Here is a 13,994-nt window from a genome sequence, read left to right on the forward strand (position 1 = left end):
TCAACTTATGTATCCGGTCTTAGCATTCGTTTCCGAATGTTATCCCGATCTTAGGGGCAGGTTGCCTACGTGTTACTCACCCGTCCGCCACTAACCTAGAAGTTAGCAAGCTAACTTCTAGATTCGTACGACTTGCATGTATTAGGCACGCCGCCAGCGTTCGTCCTGAGCCAGGATCAAACTCTCCATAATAGTTGAAGCCGAAGCTTCTTATCATAGAGCCTTTTGAGGCTCAATCTGTACTGCTGGTTTGTCTCCACCGACTCGAAAGTCGACCTCGACGATTGTTTGTTTCTTACGCTCAATGTTCAGTTTTCAAAGAACAATTTGTGTTTCGTTTTTCTTGTTTGTCGTGCGCCCTCTTGAAGCGGCTTAAATAATATATCACAGCCTCCTAGGCATTTGCAACCCCTTTTTTAATGGAAATATAATACATCGTTTTCGGGGCCAACTAACAAGGAAAGCCGGCGTCCGCCACAGGCGAACGACCGGCCATTCAATGCTTCTCTATCGCGCCTCTTATTGTTCGTCGCGCATGTGCGGGAACAGCAACACGTCGCGGATAGAAGGCGCGTCGGTCAGCAGCATGACCAAACGGTCTACCCCGATGCCAAGTCCGCCGGTAGGCGGCATGCCGTATTCCAGCGCGCGGATGAAATCGTCGTCCATCTCGTGCGCCTCGTCGTTGCCCGCTTCCTTCTCGGTCAATTGCGACTCGAAGCGCTCGCGCTGGTCGATCGGATCGTTCAGCTCGGTAAACGCGTTCGCATGCTCTCTCGCTACGATGAATAATTCGAACCGGTCCGTGAAGCGCGGATCGGATTCCTTTTTCTTCGCTAATGGAGAGATCGCCACCGGATGCCCCGTCACGAACGTAGGCTGAATGAGCGTATGCTCGCAGAACGTCTCGAAGAACGCGTTGACGATATGACCGAACGTCATATGCTTCTCGACCGGAACTTTGTGCTCCTTGGCCAGGGCGTGCGCTTCTTCGTCCGTCATTTGTACCTCGAAGTCTACGCCCACCGTCTCGCGGATGAGCTGGGTCATCGACACCCGGCGCCATGCCGGCGTCAAATCTACTTCTTGGCCTTGATACATGATCTTCGTCGTTCCATGCACCTCTTGCGCGATATGGGCGATCAGTTCCTCGGTCAAACGCATGATGTCCTCGTAGTCGGCATAGGCCTCGTACAATTCGATCATCGTGAATTCCGGGTTATGGCGCGTCGAGATCCCTTCGTTGCGGTATACCCGCCCGATCTCGTATACCTTCTCCATGCCGCCGACGATTAGACGCTTCAGATGCAACTCGATCGCGATTCGCATGTAGAGCTGCATATCCAACGCGTTATGGTGCGTAATGAACGGACGAGCGGCCGCGCCGCCCGCGATCGCGTGCAAAGTCGGAGTCTCGACCTCGAGGTAGCCGCGGCTATCCAGATAACGACGCATCGACTGAATGATCCGCGAACGGGTAATGAACGTCTTCTGAACGTCCGGATTAACGATAAGATCCACGTAGCGCTGACGGTAACGCGTTTCCACGTCCTTCAACCCGTGGAATTTATCCGGCAACGGCAGCAGGGATTTCGTCAACACCTCGAGTTCCAGAACCTTCACCGAAGTCTCGCCCGTCTTCGTCTTGAACACGACGCCCTTAACGCCGATCATATCGCCGATATCGAGCAAGTCGAACGCCTTGTATTTATTCTCTTCGACGGAGTCCTGGCGCACATAGATCTGAATTCGGCCGGAGAGGTCCTGCAGATTCGCGAACGAAGCCTTGCCCATCCCGCGCTTGGTCATAATGCGGCCCGCAAGGCTCACTTCGACCGCCCGCTCTTCCAGCTCTTCTTTGGACAAGTCCGAGTATTCCTTCAGAATGTCTCCCGCTTGGTGCGTGCGGTTAAACTTCGTGCCGAACGGATCGACGCCCAGCGCCCTCAGCTCGTCCAATTTATTGCGCCGGATTTGCAATAATTCGCCTAGCTCAATCGTTTCCGGCTGTTCGGTATGTTCCATCGTATTGCGCCCCTTCACTTCTCGTCATTAACAGGCAAAAAAGCTTCCTTAGGAAGCTTTTCTTTCTGCCTCGATCGGCTTCTCCGCCAGTTATCGTAAATTACATTTTGATATCGACTATTTTGTATTGAATAATGCCCGCAGGAACGCTCACTTCTACCGTCGTACCCTTTTTCTTGCCGATAATCGCTTTTCCTACCGGGCTTTCGTTGGAGATCTTGTTATTGAGAGGGTCGGATTCAGCCGTACCCACGATCGAGTATTCCATCGTATCGCCGAATTCCAAATCCTCTACGACGACTTTGGATCCGATGCTGACCGTTTCCAGATCGATCTCGTCGCTGTTGATGATTCTCGCGTTACGCAGCATTTTTTCAAGCGTGATAATGCGGCCTTCGATGAATGCCTGTTCGTTCTTCGCGTCCTCGTACTCGGAGTTCTCGCTGATATCGCCGTAACCGATGGCAACCTTAATGCGTTCCGCGACTTCGCGGCGTTTGACGGATTTAAGGTTCTCGAGTTCGTCTTCCAGCCTCTTTAGCCCATCCTGGGTCAGAAGCACTTCTTTGTCGCTCATCTCACCGATCTCCTGTCATGGAAAAGATTTTCAGGTTTGTTAATCAAATATATGGTCGGCCACCGCTGACATGACATCGTGATGGATGTATACCGACGATTTTCCTGAAGCTTGGGCGAATATTGGTACTGATTATATTTCAACCCCGAAAAAATGTCAATTCGCGGAAAACCTTCGTATGAAACCGCTTCATTTTAGTGTACGAGAATTTCTCCCGATTCAGAAGCGCCCACGGCATCCCGTTGCAACAATTCGTCTACCGTTCTCACGTAGTCGTCCAGAATGGAGACGACTTCGGAACGCGAAGTCAGGTCCATGATCGAATTTTTGACGACGGCCGAGTCCGGCAGTCCCTTCAAGTACCATGCCAGATGCTTGCGCATCTCCCTTACCGCGACGTTCTCGCCCTTCAGATCGGACAAACGATCCAAGTGCAGCACGGCAATGCGGATTTTCTCCGCGGGAGACGGATCGGCCAGAAGCTCTCCAGTAGTCAAAAAGTGAACGGTGCGGTAGAGCATCCAAGGGTTGCCCAATGCTCCCCTGCCGATCATGACGCCGTCGCAATTCGTATGCTCGAGCAGACGTTTGGCATCCTCCGGAGAAAATACGTCCCCGTTCCCGATGACGGGAATGTTCACCGCCTGCTTCACGTCGCGCAGAATGTCCCAGTTTGCGGTTCCGGTGTACAGTTGCTCCCGCGTACGGCCATGAACGCTGACCGCGGCTCCGCCCGCGCGTTCGACGGCTTGCGCGTTCTCCACGGCATAAATATGCGCGTCATCCCAACCAATGCGCATTTTCACCGTAACCGGCTTCTTCGCGGCATCGGCGGCATACGACACCATTTCGTAGATTTTCTTCGGGTCGAGCAACCATCTGGCTCCCGCGTCGCATTTCGTTACTTTCGGCACGGGGCAGCCCATATTGATGTCAATGATGTCCGCATTCGTGTTCTGGTCGACGAATTTCACGGCCTCCACGAGCGATTCCTTGTCGCCGCCGAAAATTTGCAGGCTAAGTGGCTTCTCGCGCTCGTCCACGAACAGCATTTCGAGCGTCCGCTGATTGCCGTGCAATATCGCTTTGTCGCTCACCATCTCCGCGCAGACGAGTCCGCAGCCGAATTCCTTGGCGATAAGCCGGAATGCCGGATTGCAGACGCCGGCCATCGGGGCTAGCACGACGTTATTGTTCATGGTTACGTTCCCGATCTTAAGCATGTTCTTGTTACTCCTTTCGTAGCCCGCCGCCATCCCAATCGGCATAACGAGCGATTCCTTCTTCTTGCAGAGAGAACGCGGACAGCTCCGTTTCCCAAGGGAAAGGCCGCCCGGCTTCCCATACGTCTTTAAGCGGTACTAACACGAATGCCCGCTGTCCCATTCGGGGATGCGGGAGAGTTAATTCCGGCGTATCCATCGACGCTTCCCCATGAACCAGTAAATCCAAATCTATGTTCCGCGGTCCCCAGCGTACGTCCCTGACTCGTCCCATCTCCTGCTCGATCGCGAGCAACCGGCGCAAAAGGGAAAGAGGAGTCAATTCCGTACGAAGGCAAACCGCCATATTGAGAAAAGAAGGCTGGTCCGTATATCCGAAGGGCGCGGTTTCGTAGATCGCGGAGATGCGCCTGACATCTAATTCGGAATCGGCTTCAAGCCTGCGCACCGCTTCCGTTAACGACGATTCGCGATCTCCTAAGTTGGCGCCAAGCGCCACGTATGCTTCTTGCACGCGTATTTCAATCCTCTACAGGTACGATGTTACCGTTAGCGTCCCGTTGTCTGCGGAACTCCACGGTTACTCCGTCGAAGGTTATATCGAAGGGCGGATTCGGTTTGGTAACCGATACCGTTGCTTTGATGATACTAGTATACGTACCGAGTACGGCCGACGCAATCTTTTCGGCCAGCGTCTCGATCAGCTTGACCGGAGGTCCTTCCACGATCCCCTTGACCAGCGCGTGAATCTCCGCGTAATTGACCGTATCGGCCACGTCGTCGCTCTGCGCGGCCCGTTGAAGATTCATGATGAGATCCAGATCGACGTAATACTTCTGGCCTAGCTTATTCTCTTCGGGATACACCCCGTGATATCCATAAAACACCATGCGTTTCAGCAGCATTCGATCCACGTCTCAGTTCCCCTTCCCTATCCGACGATGCACGATCGCATCCGTCATCGTCGCCATTCGCTTCATCTGAAGCACGTCATGTACCCGAACGATCTGGCAGCCTTGAGCGATTCCTAGCGCGGTCGTCGCTCCCGTGCCTTCCAAAGCTTCTCCCGGCGTTACGCCAATCGTGCGCTGGATGAACGTTTTGCGAGAGGTGCCGAGCAATACCGGAAAGCCCAAGCCGACCACGTCGCTTAACCTGCCCATCATCTCGAGATTCTGGTCCTGATCTTTGGCGAAGCCGATTCCCGGGTCCAGCCAGATCCGATCGTCCGGCACGCCGGCCGCTCGCGCGAGCCCGACGCTCTCCATTAGATCGTCTAGTACGTCGGGGACGAAATCGCGATAGTCGCGATTATCCCGGTTGTGCGTCAGAATAACGGGACAACCGTATTCTGCCGAGACTGCCGCAAGTTCCGGGTCGCGCTTGAAGCCCCAGACGTCGTTCACGATATCGGCTCCCGCTTCCAGCGCTTGCCTCGCGGTTTCCGCCTTGTAAGTATCGATGCTGATCGGCAAGCGGACATGCTCGCGTACCGCCCGAATGACGGGCAAGATGCGCCGAAGCTCCTCTTCTACCGGTACCGGATCATGTCCAGGGCGCGTCGATTCGCCCCCGATGTCGATAATATCGGCGCCGTCGGCCGCCATTTGCTTCGCCCGTTCGACGGCCGCCGCCACTTCGTCATAACGTCCCCCATCGGAGAAGGAATCCGGAGTGGCGTTAAGAATACCCATAATGAGCGTGCGACCGCCCAGTTCAAGTCGCATTCCGTCCCTCAAAGCGTACGAGCGCTCATAGATCGTCGGTTTCATTGCGGTTGCGCGCTCCTTTCCCCAGCTTCCCTGTATGCATGCATTAAGTTATAGGTGATGACCCCGACGGAGTTGCAGCCTCCCGGATTCAGGCCCCGTCCTTCGGCGTTCTCGACTTTCGTCACCGGGACGATCTCCTGGATCGAATTCGTCAGGAACACTTCGTCGGCGTACAGCAACCGATCCCATTCGTACGAGCCTTGTTCTGTTTGAATACCCATTTCGGTCGCTAATGCCAATACGAATTCCCGCGTAATCCCTTCGAGCGGTCCCGTCGATGCCGCGGGCGTGAAGAGCACGCCGTCCTTGATCCAGAATACGTTGCTGACCATTCCTTCGACCACATGCCCTTCCCGGTTAAGGAACAACCCTTCCGTTCCCGGTCTTGCGCCCGAACTAGTTAATTCCCTCTTCGCGTTAATATTATTCATATAATGAAACGACTTTAACCGGATATCGCCCTCGGGCGTGCTGCGGGGAAGGCGAAGCAGCCGCAGCGTCTTGCCTTTGCGGGCGGACGGATCGTCCGGAGCCAGCGGCTTCGCGTACGCGATCTCGTTCGGCTCGCCGTAAGCATCGGCAGGCAAGCCGATCTCTCCCGCTCCCGCGGACACCGACCATCGGATATAGCCGTCTTCCAAACCGTTAGCCGCAAGCAATTCGGCGACGGACTTCCGCATATGCGCCAAATCCGGGACATATCGAATCCCGAGCCGCTCGCAGCCTTGTGCCAGCCGGGCGGCATGCTTGTCCAACAGCCAAGGAACTCCGTTGTAAGTGCGGAAAGTCTCGAACAACCCCATTCCGTACAAAAAACCGTGATCGAATGCGGAGATCACGGCTTCTTCGGGGCGAGTTATTTGTCCATTGTACAGGAAGTTCATGCTCTCACGCCCGACTTCTGGTTCAAGAAATTGCGCAGGATGCGAAGGCCGTTGTCGGTCATGATCGATTCCGGGTGGAATTGCACGCCTTCCACGACGTACTCTTTATGCCGCAAGCCCATGATCAAGCCGTCTTCCGTCTCCGCGCTGATTTCTAGACAGTCCGGCAGCGTGTCGCGTTTGACGATCAAAGAATGATAACGGGTCGCCGTGAACGGGGAAGGAAGCCCTTCGAAGACCGTCCGTCCGTCGTGCTTGATTTCGGAAGTTTTGCCGTGCATGAGTTGGTCCGCGCGAATGACGTCCCCGCCGAACGCCTGTCCGATCGCCTGGTGTCCCAAGCAGACGCCGAATATCGGAATTTCCCCCTTGAATCGCTCCAGAAGCGCCAGGCTTACGCCCGCTTCGTTCGGCGTGCAAGGCCCGGGAGAAATCAGGATGTGGTCGGGCGCCAGCTTGGCGATCCCCTCCAGATCGATCTCGTCGTTGCGGTACACTTGTATGTCCTCGCCCAACTCTCCGAGATATTGCACCAAGTTATACGTAAAAGAATCATAATTGTCGATGACCAGAATCATGAGCGATCTCCCTGCCCTTCGCTGTACTGCACCGCTTTCCAAAGCGCCTTGGCTTTGTTCAGGGATTCCTGAAACTCCCGCTTCGGCACGGAATCGATAACGATCCCGGCTCCCGCTTGAATATGGCAGATCCCCTGGTGAACCGCGATCGTACGAATAATTATATTAAATTCCATATTCCCGTCATAGTCAATCCATCCGATCGAACCCGTATACGGCCCTCTGCGGGTCGGCTCTAACTCTTCGATGATTTCCATCGTGCGGATCTTGGGCGCTCCCGTGATCGTGCCCCCGGGGAATACCGCGGCCAGAACGTCCAGCGCGTCTCTTCCGCGCGCGAGCTTACCCTCGACTTGGGACACGAGGTGCATGACGTGCGAGTATCGCTCTACCGTCATGAGCTCCGGCACCTTCACCGTGCCGTACTCCGCCACCCGGCCGAGATCGTTGCGCTCCAAGTCGACCAGCATCACATGCTCCGCCCGCTCCTTCTCGTTCGACAGCAGCTCGTCCTCCATGGCCAGATCTTCCTCAAGCGTTCGCCCGCGAGGGCGAGTGCCCGCGATCGGCCTCGTCGACAAGCGTCCTTCGTCCAGCTTTACGAGCAGCTCCGGCGACGCGCTCACGAGCGCGAAAGAAGGGGCGCGCAGCATTCCCATGTAAGGAGACGGATTAACGACGCGTAGCCATTCGTACAAAGTCTCGGGAGCGACGCCGATCGGGCGGCTCTGCCTTACCGAGAGATTCACTTGGAACACGTCGCCTTGCCCGATATACCTCTGAATGCTCCGAACCGCATCCTCGTACTCGGCCTTGCTCATCGACGTAGCCAAACCCGGCAAGCTTTCCACGTCGATCTGCAATCGGTCTTGCTCCATCAGAGCCCGCATTTCGAGCTTGCGTTCGACGTTCGCCTCGCTTGCGCCATCCGAGAGCCAGTCCGTCCATTCTTGCTCCATCTCCAAAGCGCGCCTTTCGGCCGCCTCATACAATCGTCGTAACTCCGTATCCGCCATACCCGATTCTACCCGGGCGTGAACCGCGCAATAAACGGCGTTATGGGCATGATCCGCGATCCACAACTCTTCGAAACGCTGGAATACGTATTCCGGAAGTCCCAGATCGTCTCGCGCCATCGTAGGCAATCGTTCCAAGCTGCGCACGATATCGTAGCTCCAATATCCGAATACGCCTCCGATGCAGTCCGGAACCCCCTCCGGCCTCGGACCTTTCCATGGACGCATCCATTCCCGCAGAACGCTTAAAGGCGGCCCCTCCGTTCGGCCGACCTCCGTCCACGCCTCGCCGTTCCCGCCCACGGCCAACACCTGCGCGCCATCGCCATCTCCGACGATGACCGACACCGGATGCAAGCCGACGATCGAATACCTGCCCCCTTTGCCGCTTTCGAGCAAGCAGGCGTACGACGACGCCGTCGCCCAAGCCCGATCCCAAAACTCCGGCAGCACTCCCGATTCCAGCTCTATTTTCCGCACGTAGGGGAGCAACGTATATCCCTTTTCCCGATCGGCGTTCCACCGTAACCACTGCTCTAATGCGATGACTTCCACTAGACTGCTCCTCTGACGATGTTCTTTAATATGCAGGATACCATAAATGCCATCGGCTTGCTTGCCCCGGCTGCGAATCGAAAAAAATTCATTCCCATATATTGACTTGCTATATGTTGGACTGATATATTATGAATCGTCATATAATTGATTATTCCCTGGAGGGAGGAAACAACATGAACAGTCAGGATGTCATTCTAGGCATGCTTATGAAACGTTCCTTATCGGGCTACGAGATCAAGCAGATCTACGAGGATATTTTCGCTTATTTCTATAGCTCGAGTTACGGAACGATCTATCCGATGCTGCAACGGATGGAGAAAGAGGAGTGGATTACGAAGGAAACCGTGCTGCAGGAAGGCAAGCCGAACAAAAACGTGTTTACCATCACGGAGAAAGGAAGGGCGCAGTTCAACGCTTATCTGCATAGTCCCGTCGAGTCGGACGCCGTAAAGTCGGATTTCTTGATGAGGCTTTATTTCGGAGGTTACGCGGGCAACGACATCGTGATGACCTGGTTAAGAGAAGCGGAAGCGAGTACGCAAAAGCAAGTCGAGGGGTTACTGGAGAAATACTCGCTATATAAAGACGAGATGCATCCGGCTCAAGTCATTTGCATCGAGATCGGCATCAAGGAGCTTAGCGCGAAGCTCGAAACCGTCCGCGAAGGCTTGGTGCGCATGGAACAATTAGATGGAGAAGAGGGGTAATCCCATGACCGGAAAGGGTTCAAAACCTAAGCTGATCATCCTCGCGATGGCGCTTGGTTTGTTGATGTCGTCCTTGGATAATACGATCGTCGCTTCGTGCATCAACAAGTTAAGCGAGGATTTCAACGTTTTCGATAAAGTCAGCTGGGTATTTACGGCCTATATGCTGGCGGCGACAAGCACGATGCTGGTGTTCGGCAAAATGTCGGATCTGTTCGGAAGAAAAACGTTCTATTTGATCGGGATCGGAATGTTCCTGATCGGTTCCGCCCTGTGCGGAGTCGCGCAGAACGCCGATCAGCTCATCTGGTTCCGCGTCATTCAAGGGATCGGCTCCGGTGCCTTGTTCCCGATCAGCTTCACCATCATATACACGATCTTCAAGGATCCGAAGGATGCGGCGAAAATGTCGGGCGTATTCGGGGCGATCTTCGGCCTTTCCTCCGTTGCTGGCCCGCAGTTGGGCAGCTTCATCGCCGAGCATCTGGGATGGCGATGGAATTTCTACATTAACGTGCCGATCGGCCTGGCTTCCATGATCATATTGATCATTGCCTTAAAGGAAACGCGTTCGGAGCATAAACCGAAAATCGATTATTTAGGAACGCTGTTCCTCATCGTCACGACCGTTTCCTTGATGCTCGCGCTGGAATGGGGCGGCAAAGATTACGCTTGGAACTCTTGGCAGGAAATCGGCTTGTTCGCGATCTCCGCGATTTTCGGAGCCTTCTTCGTCGCGGTCGAACTGCGCGCTCCTGAGCCCGTGCTTCCTCTTAGCATCTTCAAGAACAAAATGGTGCTCGGAACGAGTATTCTTTGCTTCTGCCAGGGCGTTATCATGTTCTCGGCGATTACCTATTTGCCTTTCTTTACGGTCGGGGTGTTGGGTCGCACCAATTCTAACGGCGTCTTAACGCCCATGATGGCTTCGCTGATCGTGGGAGCGATTCTGTTCGGGTTCTTGCAGTCCAAATTCGCCTTCCGTACTCTCATGCTGTTCACGATGCTGATGACCATCGTCGTTGCCTCATTGCTCGCCGTCGTCGGCCCCGATGCTTCCAACGGTTATATGATCGCGCTTATGATCCTGCTAGGCGTCGGCGCAGTCGGGCCGTTAATGAGCGTCGCGCAGAGCTCCGTAGCCGCGAACGTCGATCCCAAGTACATGGGCGTAAGTTCTTCCATCGTCGGCTTCTGGCGTAACCTCGGAGGAATATTGGGCGCTTCGATCATGGCGACGATCGTAAACAACAACCTGCATCGGCTAATCTCCGCCGGGGCGGATAAGATCGGCATCCCCGCGAACAAAATCGGAGAATTGGCCAATCCGGAGCTTCTGATGCGCGCGGGAGGCCAGCTTGATCCCCAAATCCGCAGGTTCCTCCGGGAGGCGCTCGCAACGGCCATTAATCACGGCTTTATTCTCAGCATTTGCGTTGGCAGCATTGGCTTAGTTACGGCCATGTTCGTAGGAGTGAGCAGATTGGATACGACGAAAAAAAGCCAATCCAGCGCCGCTCATCTGTAAGCTATGTAATTTAGTATAAGTTCCCCGTGGACGCAAAACAGCCCTCGTCTTGGACGAGGGCTGTTCGCTATTCAGGAATTAGTTATCGAAGTTAAACAAAGGCGTGCTCAGGTAACGCTCGCCGTTGGAAGGAACTACGGCGACTACGCGTTTGCCTTCGCCCAGTTCTTTGGCGATTTTAAGCGCCGCGAAGATTGCCGCTCCGGAGGAAATACCCACGAGCAGGCCTTCTTTTTTCGCTACCGCGCGAGCGGTTTCGAACGCTTCTTCGTTCTCGACCGTAAGAACTTGGTCGTAGATTTCGCGATTAAGAATATCCGGGATAAAGTTCGCGCCGATCCCTTGGATCTTATGCGGACCAGGGCCGCCGCCGGACAAGAGCGGGGAAGCCGCAGGCTCGACCGCGACGACTTTGATGTTCGGGAAGTTCGCTTTCAGAACTTCGCCGGCGCCGGAGATCGTTCCGCCCGTACCGATTCCCGCGACGAACGCATCGATCTTGCCGTCGTAAGAGTTAATCGCTTCGACGATTTCCGGACCCGTCGTTTCGCGGTGGATTTTCACGTTCGCTTGGTTCTTGAATTGTTGCGGCAGGAAGTAGTCCGCGTTTTCTTTCACGATCTCTTCCGCTTTCTTAACGGAGCCGTTCATGCCCTCGGATCCCGGAGTCAGAACGAGCTCTGCGCCGTAAGCGCGAAGCAGGTTGCGACGCTCCAAGCTCATCGTCTCGGGCATAACGAGAATCGCGCGGTAGCCTTTGGCCGCTGCGACCATTGCCAGACCGATACCCGTGTTACCGCTTGTAGGCTCGACGATCGTGCTAACGCCCGGTTTGATCAGGCCTTGTTTCTCGGCTTCTTCGATCATGCTGATCGCGATGCGGTCTTTAACGCTGGAACCCGGATTCTGGTATTCCAGTTTCACGTAGATTTCCGCGCTGCCTTCAGGTACGATGCGGTTCAAACGAACGAGTGGAGTATCGCCGATTAACTGAGTGACGTTCTGAACAATTTTAGCCATTAGACATGTTCCCTCCTAAGATATGCGGCCGTGTGCCGCTCGATACGTTAATCCGACTAAATCAGTAGGTTTTTAATATGGTTTCATCTTATCAAACCGTTAAGACGATTGTCAATAGTTGGTTCCAATCCTTTACAGCGCTCGTCTTTACCTAAGGGCGGAGGATCCGATCCTTGACTTCGGCATGGTACTTGTCCAATAACGATTGTTCGAAATCCTTCATCGGAACGGCTTTGCCTAAGGCGATTTGCCTCTCCGCCGCGGAACGGATTTCCGACTCCGAACGGGTTTTAATCTCGCTCCTGCCTTCGAGCTTCACGATGGCATAACCTTGATCGGTCTTAACGGGTCCGGTGACGTCCCCTACCTGCATGTCCGTCGCCGCCTGCATGATTCCCGGATCCGTGAACGGATCGCCGGCTTCTATCCATCCGGCGTCACCGCCTTCGTCCGCCGTGAATTCATCCACGGAATATGTACGGGCAAGCTCGGCGAAATCGGCGCCTTTCGTAAGGCTGGCAAGCAGATCTTCCGCTTGTCCTTTCGTTTGCACGATAATTTGGGAAAGGCGGTATTGCCTTCGGGGAACGAAATCCTCTCGATGCTCGTCTATGTATCGGTCGATCTCCGAAGGCGTCACCTTGACGTCTCGAATGGATAGCTTCTCGAGCAGCAGCCGGTAGCGGGCGTCTTCCAGCACCTCTTCCCGGTTCATGCCGAGCTGTTCCTCCATCTCTCGGTAGAACGCTTCTTCGCTCTCGTATCCTTGCTTCATCTGACGCAACTCCTGCTCCAGTTCCGCGTCCGTCACTTCGACTCCGAGCGAATTCGCCTCTTCCTTCACGGCCTCAAGCAGCATCATGCTTCTAAGGGTATGCGCGCCGTAAGTCGAAAGCAATCGGTCGATCAGCTGCTGACGGGAAAAAGACGAACCTTCGATCGTCGCAACGATATCGTCCTCCGTAGCATTGGTTTGAGGCGCGGTTCCACCGGGAGATGGGGAAGGCGCGGATGTTCCCGACGATTTGCACCCCGTTATCATTGCCAATATTGCCAAGAGGGCCAGCAGTACGAGCGGCTTCTGCCGTATCGTCTCCCTCATGAATGATCATCCCCTCCGCTATCGCTTTGATTAGCCGCGATCCGTTAAGCGATACAGAGCCTCTAATTGCTCGGCATCGAATAAATACTTCTCGTTGCAGAAGTGGCAGTGAAGCTCCGCTTGGCCATCTTCCTCGATTAGGTTTCTCAGCTCTTGCCGGCCGAGCGTGATCAGAACCTTCTCGAAACGTTCGCGCGAGCAATTGCAACGGAAGACGGGTTCGATGATCTCATGAACGGTAATATCGTCCCCAACCAGGAAACGCAAAATGCCTTCCGGCGTTTCGCCTTGGTCCATTAATGCCGTTACGTGCGGCATGGCCGCAATCGCGCGCTCTAGGCGAACGAGTTGTTCTTCCTTTAACCCCGGCATCACTTGGACGATAAAGCCTCCTGCGTGAAGCACGGAATTGTCCGTATCCACGAGTACGCCCAGACCGACGCAAGATGGCGTCTGCTCCGAATCGGCGAAATATAGCGTAAAGTCTTCCGCGAGCTCACCCGAGATGATCGGAACGCTGCCCCGATAAGGTTCCCTTAGCCCAAGGTCCTTGGTCACGTTAATAAATCCGTTGCGGCCTACCGCCCCGGCGACATCCAGCTTCCCTTCGCTATTGCTAGGGAGATGTACGTGAGGGTGATCGACATACCCTCTCGCTTCGCCCTTTGCGTTAGCGTCGACGGCGATCTGACCGATCGGCCCGTCGCCCTTCACTTGAACCGACAATCTCTCGTTGCCTTTAAGCATAAGTCCCATCATCGTAGCGACCGTCGCGGTTCTGCCGAGCGCGGCCGTTGCAGTCGGGAACGTATCCTGCCTGCGTTGCAACTCCGACACCAATTCCGTCGTCCGGGCCGCGAACACGCGCAAGCCGCCATTCCAGGCGGTACCCCTAATAATTTCGTCTTTCATCCGGCGAATTTCCCCTTTCCTTGCTTACCCCTAATCATGCGACATCGCCGTCCGTCGGACGGCGATCTGTCGGAATTATGGTTGCTGCCTAA

14 protein-coding genes and 1 rRNA gene are annotated in these 13,994 nt (G+C 54.8%); 2 read left to right on the forward strand and 13 right to left on the reverse strand.

Going from position 1 to position 13,994, the window contains the following annotated elements; all coding sequences use genetic code 11:
- From D7Z26_RS25370 to D7Z26_RS25415, 10 genes are all read right to left on the reverse strand, one after another.
- Positions 1-192: ribosomal RNA gene (locus D7Z26_RS25370) — 16S ribosomal RNA — on the reverse strand; the annotation flags it as partial.
- A gap of 327 nt (positions 193-519) precedes the next feature.
- Entirely contained in the window at positions 520-2,025 is a 1,506-nt protein-coding gene (gene lysS, locus D7Z26_RS25375) for a lysine--tRNA ligase (protein ID WP_120979840.1), read from the reverse strand.
- 100 nt (positions 2,026-2,125) lie between these two features.
- Complete coding sequence (gene greA / locus D7Z26_RS25380) at positions 2,126-2,602, reverse strand: transcription elongation factor GreA (RefSeq protein ID WP_120979841.1); 477 nt, start codon at positions 2,600-2,602, stop codon at positions 2,126-2,128.
- A 194-nt stretch (positions 2,603-2,796) separates the two neighbouring features.
- The gene (gene dusB / locus D7Z26_RS25385; protein ID WP_120979920.1) at positions 2,797-3,825 is read right to left on the reverse strand and encodes a tRNA dihydrouridine synthase DusB; all 1,029 of its coding nucleotides are present in this window, start codon (positions 3,823-3,825) and stop codon (positions 2,797-2,799) included.
- A gap of 7 nt (positions 3,826-3,832) precedes the next feature.
- Positions 3,833-4,339, reverse strand: coding sequence for a 2-amino-4-hydroxy-6-hydroxymethyldihydropteridine diphosphokinase (gene folK / locus D7Z26_RS25390; RefSeq protein WP_120979842.1), 507 nt, complete (start codon positions 4,337-4,339; stop codon positions 3,833-3,835).
- A gap of 7 nt (positions 4,340-4,346) precedes the next feature.
- Positions 4,347-4,739: a dihydroneopterin aldolase gene (folB, locus tag D7Z26_RS25395; RefSeq protein ID WP_120979843.1), complete on the reverse strand. Its 393-nt coding sequence runs from the start codon at positions 4,737-4,739 to the stop codon at positions 4,347-4,349.
- Positions 4,740-4,742: 3 nt separating this feature from the next.
- Entirely contained in the window at positions 4,743-5,597 is an 855-nt protein-coding gene (folP, locus tag D7Z26_RS25400) for a dihydropteroate synthase (RefSeq protein ID WP_120979844.1), read from the reverse strand.
- Positions 5,594-6,481, reverse strand: coding sequence for an aminodeoxychorismate lyase (pabC, locus tag D7Z26_RS25405; protein ID WP_120979845.1), 888 nt, complete (start codon positions 6,479-6,481; stop codon positions 5,594-5,596). The genes folP and pabC overlap by 4 nt, the downstream gene beginning before the upstream one ends.
- A complete protein-coding gene (gene pabA / locus D7Z26_RS25410; RefSeq protein ID WP_120979846.1) occupies positions 6,478-7,059 on the reverse strand; it encodes an aminodeoxychorismate/anthranilate synthase component II in 582 nt (193 codons plus the stop codon). Before pabA ends, pabC begins: the two co-directional genes overlap by 4 nt.
- Entirely contained in the window at positions 7,056-8,630 is a 1,575-nt protein-coding gene (locus D7Z26_RS25415) for an anthranilate synthase component I family protein (RefSeq protein ID WP_120979847.1), read from the reverse strand. Before D7Z26_RS25415 ends, pabA begins: the two co-directional genes overlap by 4 nt.
- Before the next feature lie 176 nt (positions 8,631-8,806).
- Here D7Z26_RS25415 and D7Z26_RS25420 point away from each other — a divergent pair, with 176 nt between their 5' ends.
- Together D7Z26_RS25420 and D7Z26_RS25425 are read left to right on the forward strand one after the other, a co-directional pair.
- The gene (locus D7Z26_RS25420; protein WP_158602443.1) at positions 8,807-9,340 is read left to right on the forward strand and encodes a PadR family transcriptional regulator; all 534 of its coding nucleotides are present in this window, start codon (positions 8,807-8,809) and stop codon (positions 9,338-9,340) included.
- A gap of 4 nt (positions 9,341-9,344) precedes the next feature.
- Positions 9,345-10,868 carry a DHA2 family efflux MFS transporter permease subunit gene (locus tag D7Z26_RS25425; RefSeq protein WP_120979849.1) on the forward strand — a complete coding sequence of 508 codons (1,524 nt, stop codon included), beginning with the start codon at positions 9,345-9,347 and terminating at the stop codon, positions 10,866-10,868.
- A 78-nt stretch (positions 10,869-10,946) separates the two neighbouring features.
- Here the strand turns inward: D7Z26_RS25425 and cysK are convergent, their stop codons facing one another.
- The 3 genes from cysK to hslO all read right to left on the reverse strand — a co-directional run bounded on the left by cysK (position 10,947) and on the right by hslO (position 13,902).
- Positions 10,947-11,888 (reverse strand): cysteine synthase A, encoded by a 942-nt coding sequence (gene cysK / locus D7Z26_RS25430; protein WP_120979850.1) that lies wholly within the window; start codon positions 11,886-11,888, stop codon positions 10,947-10,949.
- Between the two features lie 151 nt (positions 11,889-12,039).
- Complete coding sequence (locus tag D7Z26_RS25435; RefSeq protein ID WP_120979851.1) at positions 12,040-12,990, reverse strand: peptidylprolyl isomerase; 951 nt, start codon at positions 12,988-12,990, stop codon at positions 12,040-12,042.
- Positions 12,991-13,020: 30 nt separating this feature from the next.
- On the reverse strand, positions 13,021-13,902 hold the full coding sequence (hslO, locus tag D7Z26_RS25440) for an Hsp33 family molecular chaperone HslO (protein WP_120979852.1): 882 nt from the start codon (positions 13,900-13,902) through the stop codon (positions 13,021-13,023).
- Positions 13,903-13,994: the final 92 nt, after the last annotated feature.

This window comes from Cohnella endophytica, assembly GCF_003628305.1.
In the GTDB taxonomy this organism is placed as follows: Bacteria; Bacillota; Bacilli; order Paenibacillales; family Paenibacillaceae; genus Cohnella; species Cohnella endophytica.